Source organism: Enterobacter sp. ku-bf2, from assembly GCF_001742765.1.
Classification (GTDB): Bacteria; Pseudomonadota; Gammaproteobacteria; order Enterobacterales; family Enterobacteriaceae; genus Enterobacter; species Enterobacter quasiroggenkampii.
In genome coordinates, this window is the sequence record NZ_MDVW01000021.1 from 66,343 (window position 1) to 83,205 (window position 16,863).

Consider the following 16,863-nt stretch of genomic DNA (forward strand, 5'->3'; position numbering starts at 1 on the left):
ACGGTCCTGTAGGCCGGATAAGCGAAGCGCCATCCGGCAAGACCTTACAATTACTGCTGCTGCGAAGACTGGATCGCCGTCAGCGCGATGGTGTAGACGATATCGTCTACCAATGCGCCACGAGACAGGTCGTTCACAGGTTTGCGCATGCCCTGCAGCATTGGCCCGATGGAGATCAGGTCGGCAGAACGCTGTACCGCTTTGTAGGTGGTGTTACCGGTGTTCAGATCCGGGAAGATGAACACGGTAGCGCGACCAGCAACCGGTGAGTTCGGCGCTTTGGATTTCGCAACGTCAGCCATGACCGCGGCGTCGTACTGCAGTGGGCCGTCGATCATCAGATCAGGACGTTTTTCCTGCGCAATACGGGTCGCTTCACGCACTTTCTCTACGTCGCTACCTGCACCTGAGGTGCCGGTGGAGTAGGAGAGCATCGCCACGCGCGGCTCGATACCGAAAGCGGTCGCGGAGTCTGCGGACTGGATAGCGATCTCAGCCAGCTGTTCTGCAGTTGGATCCGGGTTGATCGCGCAGTCGCCGTAAACGTAAACCTGTTCAGGCAGCAGCATGAAGAACACGGAAGACACCAGAGAGCTGCCTGGCGCGGTTTTGATCAGCTGCAGCGGTGGACGGATGGTGTTCGCCGTGGTGTGAACCGCACCGGAAACCAGACCGTCAACTTCGTCCTGCTCCAGCATCAGCGTGCCCAGCACCACGTTGTCTTCCAGCTGCTCACGCGCAACGGCTTCGGTCATGCCTTTGCTCTTACGCAGCTCAACCAGACGGGCAACGTAGCTTTCGCGAACCACTTCAGGGTCAACGATTTCGATGCCTGCGCCCAGCTCAACGCCCTGAGAGGCCGCTACGCGGTTGATCTCATCCGGGTTACCCAGCAGCACACAGGTCGCGATGCCGCGCTCTGCACAGATAGCAGCCGCTTTAACGGTACGTGGTTCGTCGCCTTCTGGCAGAACAACGCGTTTGCCCGCTTTGCGCGCCAGCTCGGTCAGCTGGTAACGGAATGCTGGAGGAGACAGACGGCGGCTGCGCTCGGAGGTCGCGGTCAGGGATTCGATCCAGTCTGCGTTGATGTAGCCTGCAACGTATTCTTGAACTTTCTCGATACGCTCGTGGTCATCAACCGGCACTTCCAGGTTGAAGCTCTGCAGGCTCAGGGAGGTCTGCCAGGTGTTGGTGTTCACCATGAAGACCGGCAGGCCGGTAGCGAACGCGCGTTCGCACAGCTTACTGACGCGTGGGTCCATCTCGTAGGCACCGGTCAGCAGGATCGCACCGATTTCCACGCCGTTCATTGCGGCCAGACAGGCTGCAACCAGAACGTCAGGACGGTCTGCGGAAGTCACCAGCAGGGAACCTGCGCGGAAGTGTTCCAGCATGTGCGGAATGCTACGCGCACAGAAGGTCACGGACTTCACGCGACGGGTGTTGATGTCGCCTTCGTTAATCACGGTCGCGTTCAGGTGACGCGCCATGTCGATTGCACGGGTGGCAATCAGATCGAAGCTCCATGGCACCGCGCCCAGAACCGGAAGCGGGCTGGATTCCTGCAGCTTAGCCGGGTCAACTTTGATGACTTTCGCTTTGGACGAGTCGTCGAAGATCTCGGACAGGTCAGGGCGAGTACGGCCCTGCTCATCCACTGGCGCGTTCAGCTTGTTGACGATCACGCCGGTGATGTTGGTATTTTTCGCGCCGCCGAAGCTGCTGCGCGTCAGTTCGATACGCTCGTTCAGCTGCTCTGGGGTATCAGTGCCCTGAGACATCACGAAAACGATCTCTGCGTTCAGGGTTTTCGCGATTTCGAAGTTCAGAGACTGGGCAAACTGGTGTTTGCGGGTTGGCACCAGACCTTCAACCAGCACCACTTCCGCGTCTTGCGCGTTAGCATGGTAGTTGGCGATGATCTCTTCCATCAGCACGTCTTTCTGGTTGCTGGACAGCAGAGATTCAACGTGGCTCATCTTCAGCGGTTCGGCCGCCGGCAGATTGGAGTTCTTGCGAACGATGGTGGTGGTCTGGTCTGGCGCATCGCCACCGGCACGTGGCTGGGCGATTGGCTTAAAGACGCTCAGACGAACGCCTTTGCGTTCCATAGCACGGATCACGCCAAGGCTGACGCTGGTCAGGCCGACGCTGGTTCCGGTAGGGATCAGCATAATAGTACGGGACACGGTTTATCCTCTTTCGTTACCACCCAAATGGGGCGGGTTACAAAACAGCACCGCCAGCATTGCTGGCGGTGTGGAATCAGGCAGTCAGGCGGTGCGCGTCTTGCGCGATGACCAGCTCTTCGTTAGTTGGGATAACGAGAGCAGGGCGGGTGCCTTCTTTGTTGATGAAGCCAGACTTGCCGAAGCGGGCAGCCAGGTTACGTTCGTGATCAACCTCGAAGCCCAGAACGCCCAGTTTGCCCAGGGACAGTTCACGAACCATTGCCGCGTTCTCACCGATACCACCGGTGAAGATAACCGCGTCCAGACGGCCTTCCATCAGCGCAGTGTAAGAGCCGATGTATTTCGCCAGACGATGGCAGTAAACGTCCATTGCACGTTTAGCGTCTTCTTTCTCTGCGTAGTTGTCTTCAACGTAACGGCAGTCGCTGGTGACTTCGGTCAGACCCAGCAGGCCAGACTCTTTGGTCAGCATTTTGTTGATCTGGTCAACGCTCATGCCCAGGGTGTCGTGCAGGTGGAAGATGATCGCCGGGTCGATGTCACCGGAACGGGTACCCATCACCAGACCTTCCAGCGGGGTCAGACCCATGGACGTATCAACACATTTACCGTTGCGGATAGCCGAAACAGAACCACCGTTGCCCAGGTGGCAGGTGATGATGTTCAGTTCTTCAACCGGCTTGTTCAGCACTTTTGCCGCTTCCTGAGTCACATAGAAGTGGCTGGTGCCGTGCGCGCCGTAACGACGTACGCCGTGCTCTTTGTACAGGCTGTATGGCAGGGCATAGAGGTAAGACTCTTCCGGCATGGTCTGATGGAACGCGGTGTCGAATACGGCCACGTTTTTGTCTTTCAGATTCGGGAAGGATTTCAGCGCTTCAGCGATACCGATCAGGTGAGCCGGGTTGTGCAGCGGTGCGAAAGAGGCAGAGTCTTTGATGCCCTGGATCACAGAGTCGTCGATCACGACGGAGCTGGTGTATTTTTCGCCGCCGTGGACGATACGGTGACCAATCGCAGTCAGCTGAGCAGACAGTTCTGGTTTTTGTGCCAGAATAGTGTTAACGATAAAGTTCAGCGCTTCACTGTGAGCGGCGCCTGCACCTAAAGCCGCTTCTTGTTTGCTGCCGTCCATCTTCCACTTGATACGTGCTTCAGGCAGATGGAAACATTCGGCCAAACCAGAGAGGTATTCGTCACCGTTGAGCGCATCGATGATGGCGAATTTCAGTGAGGAGCTACCGCAGTTCAGAACCAGTACTAACTTACTCGACATGGAAGTACCTATTATTGATACGTGGCTAAAAAAACGTCAGTGAGTCTAACAGCGTAACGCATGATGACTCGGACATTTATGATTAACATCATGCCAAACGAACATTGTGGCATGATGGAAGAAATAACTATGATTTTATGCCATTTTGCACAATTTTCAGCCAATGGCATAATATGCAATAATTTGACGAGCTAATGATTCTCGTCTATGGCCCTATCAGGCTGGCACAGGATACCCGATACGGGGTAGAGATGACAAAATATTTTGAACGTTGTCATAGCTTGTTGTGGTTTTGCACGAAAATTTTAATTTTTATATGTGAAGTTGAGGTACAGCCATGTCGACACCAGAGAACCCGTCCGTAAATTTCTTCAGTCTGTTTCGTCGGGGACAGCATTACGCAAAGACGTGGCCAATGGAAAAGCGCCTTGCGCCGATGTTTATTGAGAATCGCACCATCCGCGCCACGCGCTATGCGATTCGCTTTATGCCGCCTGTCGCTATCTTTACGCTGTGCTGGCAGATTGCGCTGGGTGGGCAGCTTGGACCTGCCGTTGCCACGGCGCTCTTCGCATTAAGCCTGCCGATGCAGGGCCTGTGGTGGTTAGGTAAACGGTCCATCACGCCACTTCCTCCTTCTATTTTACACTGGTTTTATGAAGTGCGCGGTAAGCTGGAAGAGGCCGGTCAGGCGCTCGCCCCGGTGGAAGGCAAGCCGGATTACCAGGCGCTGGCGGACACGTTAAAGCGTGCTTTTAAGCAACTGGATAAAACATTCCTCGATGATTTGTGATTGATCATCGAAACGACGACGAAAAGAGGGCACAGTAACAATCAGTTACCGTGTCTTTTTTTTAAGTGCAATGCGCTACAGGAGTCGAAAGATGGAAATGACCCATGCTCAACGTCTGATTTTGTCCAACCAGTACAAGATGATGACTATGCTTGATCCCGATAACGCTGCGCGCTACAGCCGCCTGCAAACCATCGTCGAACGCGGCTTTGGTCTGCAAATGCGCGAACTGGACCGCGAGTTTGGCGAGCTGAAAGAAGAAACCTGTCGCATCGTGATCGACATTATGGAGATGTATCACGCCCTGCACGTCTCCTGGACGAATCTCAAAGATCAACAGTCCATTGACGAGCGCCGCGTCACCTTCTTAGGCTTTGATGCCGCAACGGAAGCGCGTTATCTGAGCTATGTTCGCTTTATGGTGAATACGGAAGGGCGTTATACCCACTTTGACGCGGGTACCCACGGCTTCAACGCGCAGACCCCGATGTGGGATAAATATCAGCGCATGCTGAGCGCGTGGCATGCCTGCCCGCGTCAGTACCATTTAAGCAGCAACGAAATTCAACAAATCATTAATGCCTGACGGAGGTGCGTGTGCAGTGTAGAGGTTTTCTGTTTGATCTGGACGGTACGCTGGTGGATTCGCTGCCGGTTGTGGAACGTTCCTGGTGCCATTGGGCTGACAGACATGGCATCGACCATCAGGACGTGCTGAATTTTATCCATGGCAAACAGGCCATCACCTCGCTACGGCACTTCCTGGCCGGACGCTCTGAGGACGACATTCAGGCGGAGTTCAAATACCTGGAACACATTGAAGCCACCGATACGGACGGCATCACCGCGTTACCGGGCGCGCGCGAACTGCTTGAACATCTGAACGAGGCGCAGATACCGTGGGCTATCGTCACCTCCGGTTCCGTGCCGGTTGCACACGCCCGACACAAGGCGGCAGGGTTGCCGACGCCGGACGTGTTTATCACGGCGGAGCGCGTGAAGCGGGGTAAACCGGAGCCTGACGCATTTTTACTGGGCGCTGAACTGCTGGGCCTCGATCCTGCAGAGTGCGTGGTGGTGGAAGATGCGGCGGCTGGCGTACTGGCCGGGTTGAACGCAGGAAGCCACGTCATCGCCGTTAACGTTCCGGCCGGTTCTCCCCGCCTGGAGGAGGCAGATTTGGTGCTGGATTCCCTGACGGCACTGTCTGTTTCAAAAGCCTCTGACGGAGTTGTAACCGTCTCGCTAAAAGTGTAATCCCATGATATGGCCCCACATTGCTGGGGCTTTATTATGGCAAAATTCCTCATCTTCCACTGACAAGGATAGGTTGTGAACGGTGAACTGATTTGGGTCCTGAGCCTGCTTTTAATCGCCATCATTCTTTTTGCCACGGGCAAGGTACGCATGGACGCCGTCGCCCTGTTTGTCATCGTCGCGTTTGTGCTGAGCGGAACGCTGACGCTGCCGGAAGCCTTCTCCGGATTTAGCGATCCCAACGTTATCCTGATTGCTGCCCTGTTTATCATCGGGGATGGGCTGGTGCGCACCGGCGTGGCGACCATCATGGGGTCGTGGCTGGTGAAGGTGGCGGGCAGCAGCGAAACCAAGATGTTGATCTACCTGATGGTGACTGTCGCCGGACTGGGGGCGTTTATGAGCTCCACGGGCGTGGTCGCCATCTTTATCCCGGTGGTGCTGAGCGTTTCCATGCGGATGCAGAGCTCGCCGTCGCGCCTGATGATGCCCCTGAGTTTTGCCGGTTTGATCAGCGGGATGATGACGCTGGTGGCAACGCCGCCGAACCTGGTCGTTAACAGCGAACTGATCCGGGAAGGATTTGAGGGCTTCAGCTTTTTCAGCGTCACCCCGCTTGGGCTGGTCATTCTGGTCATGGGCGTGGTCTACATGCTGCTGACCCGGTTCGCCCTGAAGGGTGAAAAACAGGACAAAAACAAAGAAGGATGGAAGCGACGCACCTTCCGCGATTTGATTAAAGAGTACCGCCTTACCGGGCGCGCGCGCCGTCTGGCTATTCGCCCCGGCTCGCCGATGGTGGGACAGCGGCTGGATGACCTGAAGCTGCGTGAGCGCTATGGCGCGAACGTGATCGGCGTAGAGCGCTGGCGGCGGTTTCGTCGGGTGATCGTCAACGTCAACGGGGTGTCTGAATTCCGCGCGCGTGACGTCCTGCTGATTGATATGTCCACCGCGGATGTGGACCTGCGCGAGTTTTGCAGCGAACAGCTGCTGGAGCCGATGGTGCTGCGCGGGGAGTATTTCTCCGATCAGGCGCTGGATGTCGGCATGGCCGAGGTGTCGCTGATCCCGGAGTCGGAACTGTTAGGTAAAACCGTGCGGGAGATGGGGTTCCGTACCCGCTATGGCCTGAACGTCGTGGGGCTGAAGCGCGATGGCGTAGCGATGGAAGGGGCGGTGGTGGATGAGCCGATCCTGCTGGGCGATATCTTTCTCGTTGTCGGTAACTGGAAGCTCATTAGCCAGCTCGGACAAAAAGGGCGCGATTTTGTGGTGCTCAACATGCCTGTCGAGGAGAGCGACGCATCGCCAGCGCACAGCCAGGCGCCACACGCGATTTTTTGTCTGGTGCTGATGGTGGCGCTGATGCTGACCGATGAGATCCCCAATCCGGTCGCCGCAATCATCGCCTGCCTGTTGATGGGCAAATTCCGCTGCATTGACGCCGAAAGCGCCTATAAAGCCATTCACTGGCCGAGCATCATTCTCATTGTTGGGATGATGCCCTTCGCCCTGGCGCTGCAAAAAACCGGCGGGGTGGATCTGATCGTTAAAGGCTTAATGGACGTGGGCGGCGGGTATGGGCCGTACATGATGATGGTCTGCCTGTTTATCATGTGCGCCACCATCGGCCTGTTTATCTCGAACACCGCGACGGCGGTACTGATGGCGCCTATCGCGCTGGCGATGGCGAAGTCCATGGGCGTGTCGCCGTATCCGTTTGCGATGATGGTGGCGATGGCCGCTTCCGCGGCATTTATGACGCCAGTCTCTTCACCGGTGAACACGCTGGTACTGGGACCGGGGAACTATCGATTCAGCGATTTCGTGAAGCTGGGCGTGCCGTTTACCGTGCTGGTGATGGTGGTGTGCGTGGTACTGATACCGGTCCTGTTTCCGTTCTGAGCATTTTGCCGGGTGGCGGCTACGCCTTACCCGGCCTACAACCCCGTAGGCCCTGCAAGCGCAGCGCCGCTGGGCGAAAATCAGAGTGGCGAATCCTGGCTGATCTCATCCAGCGATAAATGGAAGCTCGGTACAAACACCTGCATAAAGTAATCCATCTCTTCGCTGCGGCGGGATTCCAGCGTTTTTTCCAGGCGCGTTTTCGCCAGCAGGAATTCGTTATTCCCTGCGGACAACTCTTCGAGACACTTCAGATAGGCACACAGCGCGTCGGCCTGTTTGACCAGCGACTTTTCATCTTCCGTGTACTGATGCTCGTTGATAAGCGGCTCGAAGATATCACGCAGTTCTTCGGGCACCATCTCAATCAGCTTCTGCTGGGCAATTTTCTCGATGGCCTTATATTCCTGCGCAATTTGCGAGTTGAAATATTTCACCGGCGTAGGCAGATCCCCAGTCAGCACTTCTGACGCATCGTGGTACATCGCCAGCAGGGCGATGCGCTCTGGATTGACTTGACCGTTGAATTTGCGGTTTTTAATGGCGGCCAGCGCGTGAGCGACCATCGCAACCTGCAGGCTGTGCTCTGACACATTTTCCGTGCGGACATTGCGCATCAGCGGCCAGCGGTTGATGAGTTTCAGGCGGGAGAGGTGGGCAAAGAAATGACTCTGACTCATAGGTTACCTTTTGTCTTCACTGCGACAGGCGTTCATTGTGCGGGGAGGGGAGGCAAGATGCAAATTTGCGGATTTTGTAGGCCGGGTAAGCGAAGCGCCACCCGGCCGAAAGGCAATGTTACTGATGGTATCCGGAGAGGAAGCGCCCGAAGCGGCTGATGGCCATTTCGAGGTCATCTTCGCGCGGCAGCGTCACGATACGCACGTGATCCGGCCACGGCCAGTTAAACGCCGTCCCCTGAACCAGCAGCACTTTTTCCTGCAGCAGGAAATCGAGCACCATTTTCTGGTCGTCGTGAATATTGAAGCGCTTCGCGTCAATTTTCGGGAACATATAGAGCGCCCCGTTCGGCTTCACGCAGGAGACGCCCGGGATATCGTTAATCAGTTCCCACGCGCGGTTACGCTGTTCGTACAGGCGACCACCGGGCACGATAAACTCGCTAATGCTCTGATAGCCGCCGAGTGCGGTCTGGATCGCGTGCTGTGCCGGAACGTTGGCGCATAAACGCATGGAAGCCAGCATCTCCAGCCCTTCAATATAGCCTTTGGCGTGCTTTTTCGGACCGTTTAACACCATCCAGCCCTGACGGAAACCGGCCACGCGGTAGGTTTTGGACAGGCCGTTAAAGGTGACGGTCAGCAGGTCCGGGGCCAGCGCGGCGATGGAGTGGTGCTGCGCCGCGTCGTACAGGATCTTGTCGTAAATTTCGTCGGCGAAGATGATCAGGTTGTGCTGACGCGCCAGCTCGACGATCTCCATCAGCAGCTCTTTTGAGTAGACCGCGCCCGTCGGGTTGTTCGGGTTAATAATGACAATACCGCGCGTGCGGGGCGTAATTTTTGCGCGAATATCGTCCAGGTCCGGGAACCAGTCAGAGGATTCGTCGCACAGATAGTGCACCGCTTTACCGCTGGACAGCGACACGGCAGCCGTCCACAGCGGATAGTCCGGCGCAGGGACCAGCATTTCGTCCCCGCTGTTCAGCAGGGCCTGCATGGCTTGCACAATCAGTTCGGAGACGCCGTTGCCGATATAGATATCTTCAACGGTAACATCGCGCATACCACGTGCCTGGTAGTGCTGCATGATGGCTTTACGTGCGGAGTAAAGTCCTTTTGAATCGCAATAGCCTTGTGCAGTGGGAAGGTTGCGGATCACATCAACCAGAATTTCATCCGGCGCTTCAAAACCAAATGGCGCAGGGTTACCAATGTTGAGTTTCAGAACCTTGTTGCCCTCTTCTTCAAGACGTTTTGCCTCTTTCAGAACCGGGCCGCGGATGTCATAACAGACGTTATCTAGCTTGCTGGATTTTTCGATAGGGGACATGAACCTTTAACCTTTTCGCTATTATTGCCGCTCCCTGCCGTGGAAGTCAGCACGGAATAATGTACTCCCCCCTCGCTTCGTTTTGAAGGGTGTGCAGTAGAAGATTTTGTGCGGGGTGCAAATTTTTGATGAATCTTTTTCGCTGCGGGTACGCTTTTTCACTGTCTTAAAGTTGTGCGCATAGCGAGAGCATAGGTTAAATGTGCTATTCATTTACCAAAATACTGTATAATGTGCTGTTAAAAATAAGTGGTGAGCTGGACAGCGGTGGCAGTCACCCTGAGTGACTTTTCGTAAAACCTGAATGCTTGATACCTGTTTCTGTAATAGCATACTGTGGATAAAAGTTACCCATGTGAAATTAATGTTAAGTGCCATTAATGAATGGTCTTAATCTAAATTAAAATTTATTTATTATTAACCTATAAAATGCAACTTTAGTTAATTTTAATAAAATTAGTTTAGAAGCTTAACATTCTTCTTTAATCCTTAATATTGCAATAAGACTTATAAATAAAGTGGATTTGGGTTAAGATGTCTTCCAGGAAAGCAGAGGGCAGATGCACGTTTTTTGTATATCTGACCCTGGTTTTCCGAATTAATTGATTGTTATTGTTAGAGTTATCTCTGGCTGGAATGTGTCGCACATCTCCTGCTACGTTGACAGCGCTGCGATACAGATGGCAGAAAAGGTGTTATACCTTTAATGTAATTTACATAAACCTGCGAACATCTAAATATCCTGAACGTTTAAGAGAATAAAAATATCGTCATGAAACGTGCTTTCTGACTGTTGATATAAAGCAGCACAATAACTATCTGTCAGGCAGTCTGCCGGGCCGGGATGCGAGGGAAAATCTTCAGAGGGAATTGCTTAACTGTACACACACAGCTTCAACCCGGGCAGCTCCGCACGAGCAACCTGAAAGTGAATAGATATGATAAATGCAAATCGTCCGATAATGAATCTCGACCTCGATCTGCTGAGAACGTTTGTTGCGGTCGCCGATCTCAACACTTTTGCAGCAGCTGCTGCCGCCGTTTGCCGAACTCAGTCCGCCGTCAGCCAGCAAATGCAGCGGCTGGAGCAACTGGTTGGTAAAGAGCTTTTTGCCCGTCACGGGCGTAATAAGCTCTTAACGGAACACGGTATTCAGCTTCTGGGTTATGCCAGGAAAATTCTTCGCTTTAATGATGAAGCATGTATGTCATTAATGTTTAGCAACCTTCAGGGCGTGCTAACGTTAGGTGCATCTGATGAGTCGGCGGATACTATATTGCCGTTTCTTCTCAATCGTATTAGTTCGGTTTATCCGAAGCTTGCGCTGGACGTGAGCGTAAAGCGCAATGCTTTTATGGTTGAGATGTTAAATGAGAATAAAGTCGACCTGGTGGTCACCACGCATCGTCCCGGGCAGTTTGACTGCCTGACGTTGCGTACATCGCCTACGCACTGGTATTGCGCGGCCGAATACGTGCTGCAAAAAGGGGAGCCGGTGCCGCTGGTGTTGCTGGATGACCCGAGCCCGTTCCGCGATATGGTGCTGACGGCGCTGAATGAGGCTAATATTCCGTGGCGTCTGGCGTATGTGGCGTCCACGCTGCCAGCGGTGCGTGCCGCCGTGAAAGCCGGTCTGGGCGTCACCGCCCGTCCGGTAGAAATGATGAGCCCCGATCTGCGCGTTCTGGGCAAATCCGATGGCCTGCCTGCACTGCCGGATACGGAGTATCTGCTCTGCCACAATTCGTCCAGTCATAACGAACTGGCGAAGGTGGTGTTCGAGGCGATGGAAAACTACCATAACCCATGGCAGTTCGAGCGCGTTACCTCCGAAGGGGGGGATGACTCCCTGATCGTTGAAGGGGATTTTGAGTGATCGCCAGCTCAGAATTCTGGTAACAAAATGTAAGTGTAAAAAAAAGCCACTCGTGTGATTTTCACATGCAGTGGCTTTTTTTTAGCAAAAATACCCGCTTATGACGCGTGGGTTTTCAGGATATTCTATATTTATCAATGAACTAAATGGTTTTGTCTAAAACTTGTCCGTTTTCCGTTCTAACTTCATCCACATCCCTCCTATGTTAAAAAAACAGGAAATATGTTGCCGTTTTCCAGGTTGAATTAACAAAAGCGTGTCGCAGATCAAGAAAATACTCCTATTTGGGGGGAGGAATCGTTGGCAAATCCTGTCAAAATAGGAGGGTTATTTTTTTTACTTCCGAAACGGACACGATTCAACAACATACATTTGACGGAAAGTCATGTACCCACCAGGGTTAAAGGGCACCAAATGTTAATGAGAATCGCTCGATGTAATTTAATGTGAAGAAACCTTTGTTAAAGTTGACAATAGGTTATAGAAAGGAGTAAAAAACCCCATCATTTTGCTGTCTACGTCTCATTTCTGACAGTTAGTGTAAGGTTATTTGTTCCTCCCCATGAATCGATGTGATGCCCATCTGCCAGCAAGAGCAGTGTCGTTGGTATCACTTTTGATGAGTAAGCAATGAGTATGTCAACATCCACAGAAGTCATCGCTCATCACTGGGCATTCGCAATCTTTCTTATTGTAGCCATTGGCCTGTGCTGCCTGATGTTAGTCGGCGGCTGGTTCCTGGGCGGTCGCGCCCGTGCAAGGCACAAAAACACACCTTTCGAATCAGGTATTGATTCAGTAGGTACCGCTCGCTTACGCCTGTCTGCCAAGTTTTATCTGGTAGCCATGTTCTTCGTCATCTTCGACGTGGAAGCGCTTTACCTTTTCGCATGGTCGACCTCCATTCGCGAAAGTGGTTGGGTGGGCTTTGTCGAGGCCGCAATTTTCATTTTAGTGCTACTGGCCGGTCTGGTTTATCTGGTGCGTATTGGCGCGCTTGACTGGACGCCTGCGCGTTCACGTCGTGAACACATCAACCCGGAAAACAGTATCTCTAATCGTCAGCAGTAACAGCGAGGCAATAAGATGGATTATACGCTCACCCGCATAGATCCTAACGGTGAGAATGACCGTTACCCCCTGCAAAAACAGGAGATCGTAACCGACCCCCTGGAGCAAGAAGTCAATAAAAGCGTGTACATGGGCAAACTCGAACATGCCATGCACGATATGGTCAACTGGGGTCGTAAGAACTCCATCTGGCCTTACAACTTTGGCCTTTCTTGCTGCTACGTTGAAATGGTGACGTCATTCACTGCGGTGCATGACGTTGCGCGTTTTGGGGCAGAGGTACTGCGTGCTTCCCCACGTCAGGCTGACCTGATGGTGGTAGCCGGTACCTGCTTTACCAAGATGGCACCTGTTATTCAGCGTCTTTATGACCAGATGCTGGAGCCAAAATGGGTTATCTCCATGGGCGCATGTGCAAACTCTGGCGGTATGTACGACATCTATTCCGTCGTACAGGGCGTAGATAAATTTATCCCAGTGGATGTGTACATCCCGGGTTGTCCGCCTCGTCCGGAAGCCTACATGCAGGCGCTGATGCTGCTGCAGGAGTCCATCGGTAAAGAACGTCGCCCACTGTCGTGGGTCGTTGGCGATCAGGGTGTGTATCGCGCGAACATGCAGTCTGAGCGCGAGCGTAAACGTGGTGAACGTATTGCCGTCACCAATCTGCGTACGCCTGACGAAATTTAATTTGCGCCTGTAGGCCTGGAGAACACCTTCGCATATCACTACTCAAATAGCGCGAAGCCAGGCTCAACAGTCACCACGGACCATTTGCAATGGTGAACAATATGACCGACTTAACCGCGCAAGAAGCCGCCTGGCAGACCCGGGATCATCTGGATGACCCAGTCATTGGCGAACTGCGCAACCGTTTTGGGCCGGATGCCTTTACTGTTCAGGCTACCCGCACCGGGGTACCCGTTGTTTGGGTGAAGCGTGAACAATTGCTGGAAGTTGTCGATTTCCTCAAGAAATTGCCAAAACCGTACGTCATGCTGTTTGACTTACACGGCATGGATGAACGTCTCAGAACGCACCGCCAGGGTCTCCCTGCTGCGGATTTTTCCGTTTTCTACCACCTGATCTCAATAGACCGTAATACGGATATCATGCTCAAGGTGGCATTGTCTGAAAACGACATGCATCTGCCGACGATCACCAAACTTTTCCCGAACGCCAACTGGTACGAGCGTGAAACCTGGGAAATGTTCGGCATGACCTTTGACGGCCACCCGCACCTGACGCGCATCATGATGCCGCAGACCTGGACCGGCCACCCGCTGCGTAAAGACTACCCGGCACGTGCTACCGAATTCGATCCGTTTGAGCTGACCAAAGCCAAGCAGGATCTGGAGATGGAAGCGCTGACCTTCAAACCGGAAGACTGGGGCATGAAGCGCGGTACCGACAACGAGGACTTCATGTTCCTCAACCTCGGTCCAAACCACCCGTCTGCGCACGGTGCATTCCGTATTATTCTTCAGCTCGACGGTGAAGAGATTGTCGACTGCGTGCCTGACATCGGTTACCACCACCGTGGTGCTGAGAAGATGGGCGAGCGTCAGTCCTGGCACAGCTACATTCCGTATACCGACCGTATCGAGTACCTCGGCGGTTGCGTCAACGAAATGCCATACGTGCTGGCCGTTGAGAAACTGGCGGGTATTGTTACGCCGGATCGCGTTAACGTGATTCGCGTCATGCTGTCAGAACTGTTCCGTATCAACAGCCACCTGCTGTACATCTCCACGTTCATTCAGGACGTCGGCGCGATGACCCCGGTCTTCTTCGCCTTTACCGACCGTCAGAAAATCTACGATCTGGTAGAAGCCATTACCGGTTTCCGTATGCACCCGGCCTGGTTCCGTATCGGCGGTGTGGCACACGATCTGCCGCGCGGCTGGGACCGTCTGCTGCGTGAATTCCTCGACTGGATGCCGAAACGTCTGGCGTCTTACGAGAAAGCCGCGCTGCGCAACACCATCCTGAAAGGCCGTTCCCAGGGCGTTGCTGCCTACGGCGCGAAAGAGGCGCTGGAGTGGGGGACGACAGGGGCAGGTCTGCGTGCGACCGGTATTGATTTCGACGTGCGTAAAGCCCGTCCTTACTCTGGCTACGAGAACTTCGACTTTGAAGTCCCGGTGGGCGGCGGCGTGTCCGACTGCTACACCCGCGTGATGCTGAAAGTGGAAGAGCTGCGCCAGAGTCTGCGCATCCTTGAGCAGTGCCTCAACAACATGCCGGAAGGCCCGTTCAAGGCGGATCACCCGCTGACGACGCCGCCACCGAAAGAGCGCACGCTGCAACATATCGAAACCCTGATCACCCACTTCCTGCAGGTTTCCTGGGGTCCGGTCATGCCGGCGCAAGAATCCTTCCAGATGATTGAAGCGACCAAGGGTATTAACAGTTACTACCTGACCAGTGACGGCAGCACCATGAGCTACCGTACCCGCGTGCGTACGCCGAGCTTTGCGCACCTGCAGCAGATCCCGTCCGCCATCCGCGGCAGTCTGGTCTCCGACCTGATTGTGTATCTGGGTAGTATCGATTTTGTTATGTCAGATGTGGACCGCTAATTATGCACGAGAATCAACAACCACAAACCGAGGCTTTTGAGCTGAGTGAAGCAGAACGTGCCGCCATTGAGCACGAGATGCACCACTACGAAGACCCGCGTGCGGCGTCCATTGAAGCGCTGAAAATCGTACAGAAACAGCGTGGTTGGGTGCCGGATGGGGCGATCTATGCGATCGCGAAAGTGCTGGGTATTCCGGCAAGTGACGTAGAAGGCGTAGCCACGTTCTACAGCCAGATCTTCCGTCAGCCGGTAGGCCGCCATGTGATCCGCTACTGTGACAGCGTGGTCTGCCACATCACCGGTTATCAGGGCATTCAGGCTGCGATTGAGAAGAAGCTCAATATCAAGCCGGGCCAGACCACGTTCGATGGTCGCTTTACTCTGCTGCCAACCTGCTGCCTGGGTAACTGCGACAAGGGGCCGACCATGATGATTGATGAGGACACTCACAGTCATCTGACGCCGGAAGCGATTCCTGACCTGCTGGAGCAGTACAAATGAAAACTGTAATTCGTACTGCTGAGACGCATCCGCTGACCTGGCGTCTGCGTGATGACAAACAGCCGGTATGGCTCGACGAATATCAGAGCAAAAACGGCTATGCCGGTGCGCGTAAAGCCCTTGGCGGCATGGCGCCGGACGACATCGTTAACGCGGTAAAAGAGTCTGGCCTGAAAGGCCGCGGCGGCGCGGGCTTCTCCACCGGTCTGAAGTGGAGCCTGATGCCAAAAGACGAATCCATGAACATCCGTTACCTGTTGTGTAACGCCGATGAAATGGAGCCGGGCACCTATAAAGACCGCCTGCTGATGGAGCAGCTGCCGCACCTGCTGGTGGAAGGCATGCTGATCTCCGCGTTTGCGCTGAAAGCGTACCGTGGCTACATCTTCCTGCGCGGTGAGTACATCGAAGCAGCGGAAAACCTGCGTCGCGCGATTGCCGAAGCCACCGAAGCGGGCCTGCTGGGCAAAAACATCCTGGGTACCGGGTTTGACTTCGAACTGTTCGTGCACACCGGTGCCGGGCGTTACATCTGCGGTGAAGAGACCGCGCTGATTAACTCCCTGGAAGGCCGCCGCGCGAACCCGCGTTCCAAGCCACCGTTCCCGGCCAGCTCCGGCGTGTGGGGGAAACCGACCTGCGTAAACAACGTCGAAACCCTGTGTAACGTTCCGGCTATCCTCGCGAACGGCGTGGAGTGGTATCAGGGTATCTCCTCAAGCAAAGATGCCGGTACCAAGCTGATGGGCTTCTCCGGTCGCGTGAAAAATCCTGGCGTCTGGGAACTGCCGTTCGGTACTACCGCGCGCGAAATTCTTGAAGACTACGCTGGCGGCATGCGCGATGGCCTGAAATTCAAAGCCTGGCAGCCGGGTGGGGCAGGGACAGACTTCCTGACCGAAGCCCACCTTGACCTGCCGATGGAATTCGAAAGCATTGGTAAAGCAGGCAGCCGTCTGGGTACGGCGCTGGCGATGGCCGTCGACCACGAGATCGGCATGGTCTCGCTGGTGCGTAACCTGGAAGAGTTCTTCGCCCGTGAGTCCTGCGGCTGGTGTACACCGTGCCGTGATGGTCTGCCGTGGAGCGTGAAGATCCTGCGTGCAATCGAACGTGGCGAAGGCCAGCCTGGCGATATCGAAACGCTTGAGCAACTGTGTCGATTCTTAGGCCCGGGTAAAACCTTCTGTGCCCACGCACCGGGTGCCGTCGAACCTCTGCAGAGCGCGATCAAATATTTCCGCGACGAGTTCGAAGCAGGCATCAAGCAGCCGTTCAGCAATACCCATGCGATCAATGGGATTCAGCCGAACCTGCTTAAAGCGCGCTGGTAACGACAAGAATTTTGATTAACGCTCGGTTTCGACCGAGCCAACTGGAAGCATGCT

General features: G+C 54.4%; 14 protein-coding genes. 10 read left to right on the plus strand and 4 right to left on the minus strand.

The window, feature by feature from the left end; all coding sequences use genetic code 11:
• Positions 1-50: 50 nt before the first annotated feature.
• On the minus strand, positions 51-2,192 hold the full coding sequence (gene pta, locus BFG58_RS20055; RefSeq protein ID WP_008502877.1) for a phosphate acetyltransferase: 2,142 nt from the start codon (positions 2,190-2,192) through the stop codon (positions 51-53).
• Positions 2,193-2,268: 76 nt separating this feature from the next.
• The gene (gene ackA, locus BFG58_RS20060; RefSeq protein WP_045334289.1) at positions 2,269-3,471 is read right to left on the minus strand and encodes an acetate kinase; all 1,203 of its coding nucleotides are present in this window, start codon (positions 3,469-3,471) and stop codon (positions 2,269-2,271) included.
• 337 nt (positions 3,472-3,808) lie between these two features.
• On the opposite strand from ackA, the gene yfbV reads away from it, so the two are divergent.
• The 4 genes from yfbV (at position 3,809) to BFG58_RS20080 (ending at position 7,429) form a co-directional block, all read left to right on the plus strand.
• A complete protein-coding gene (yfbV, locus tag BFG58_RS20065; RefSeq protein WP_008502875.1) occupies positions 3,809-4,264 on the plus strand; it encodes a terminus macrodomain insulation protein YfbV in 456 nt (151 codons plus the stop codon).
• 91 nt (positions 4,265-4,355) lie between these two features.
• Positions 4,356-4,850 (plus strand): YfbU family protein, encoded by a 495-nt coding sequence (locus BFG58_RS20070; protein ID WP_008502874.1) that lies wholly within the window; start codon positions 4,356-4,358, stop codon positions 4,848-4,850.
• 11 nt (positions 4,851-4,861) lie between these two features.
• Positions 4,862-5,521, plus strand: a complete 660-nt coding sequence (locus BFG58_RS20075; protein WP_045908726.1) for a sugar phosphatase — start codon at positions 4,862-4,864, stop codon at positions 5,519-5,521.
• A gap of 75 nt (positions 5,522-5,596) precedes the next feature.
• Positions 5,597-7,429, plus strand: coding sequence for an SLC13 family permease (locus BFG58_RS20080; protein WP_023344589.1), 1,833 nt, complete (start codon positions 5,597-5,599; stop codon positions 7,427-7,429).
• Between the two features lie 80 nt (positions 7,430-7,509).
• Here BFG58_RS20080 and yfbR read toward each other — a convergent pair whose 3' ends face one another.
• Together yfbR and alaA are read right to left on the minus strand one after the other, a co-directional pair.
• Complete coding sequence (yfbR, locus tag BFG58_RS20085; protein ID WP_008503531.1) at positions 7,510-8,109, minus strand: 5'-deoxynucleotidase; 600 nt, start codon at positions 8,107-8,109, stop codon at positions 7,510-7,512.
• Between the two features lie 118 nt (positions 8,110-8,227).
• Entirely contained in the window at positions 8,228-9,442 is a 1,215-nt protein-coding gene (gene alaA / locus BFG58_RS20090; protein WP_008500204.1) for an alanine transaminase AlaA, read from the minus strand.
• 938 nt (positions 9,443-10,380) lie between these two features.
• Between alaA and lrhA the strand changes: the two genes are divergently transcribed.
• From lrhA to nuoF, 6 genes are all read left to right on the plus strand, one after another.
• Entirely contained in the window at positions 10,381-11,319 is a 939-nt protein-coding gene (gene lrhA / locus BFG58_RS20095) for a transcriptional regulator LrhA (protein WP_021241557.1), read from the plus strand.
• Positions 11,320-11,949: 630 nt separating this feature from the next.
• Entirely contained in the window at positions 11,950-12,390 is a 441-nt protein-coding gene (nuoA, locus tag BFG58_RS20100; protein ID WP_006176516.1) for an NADH-quinone oxidoreductase subunit NuoA, read from the plus strand.
• A gap of 15 nt (positions 12,391-12,405) precedes the next feature.
• A complete protein-coding gene (gene nuoB / locus BFG58_RS20105) occupies positions 12,406-13,080 on the plus strand; it encodes an NADH-quinone oxidoreductase subunit NuoB (RefSeq protein WP_003861482.1) in 675 nt (224 codons plus the stop codon).
• Between the two features lie 89 nt (positions 13,081-13,169).
• A complete protein-coding gene (gene nuoC / locus BFG58_RS20110) occupies positions 13,170-14,972 on the plus strand; it encodes an NADH-quinone oxidoreductase subunit C/D (RefSeq protein ID WP_023312537.1) in 1,803 nt (600 codons plus the stop codon).
• Between the two features lie 2 nt (positions 14,973-14,974).
• Complete coding sequence (gene nuoE / locus BFG58_RS20115; protein WP_008500208.1) at positions 14,975-15,475, plus strand: NADH-quinone oxidoreductase subunit NuoE; 501 nt, start codon at positions 14,975-14,977, stop codon at positions 15,473-15,475.
• Positions 15,472-16,809 carry an NADH-quinone oxidoreductase subunit NuoF gene (nuoF, locus tag BFG58_RS20120; protein ID WP_008500209.1) on the plus strand — a complete coding sequence of 446 codons (1,338 nt, stop codon included), beginning with the start codon at positions 15,472-15,474 and terminating at the stop codon, positions 16,807-16,809. Before nuoE ends, nuoF begins: the two co-directional genes overlap by 4 nt.
• The last annotated feature ends 54 nt before the right edge of the window (positions 16,810-16,863 follow it).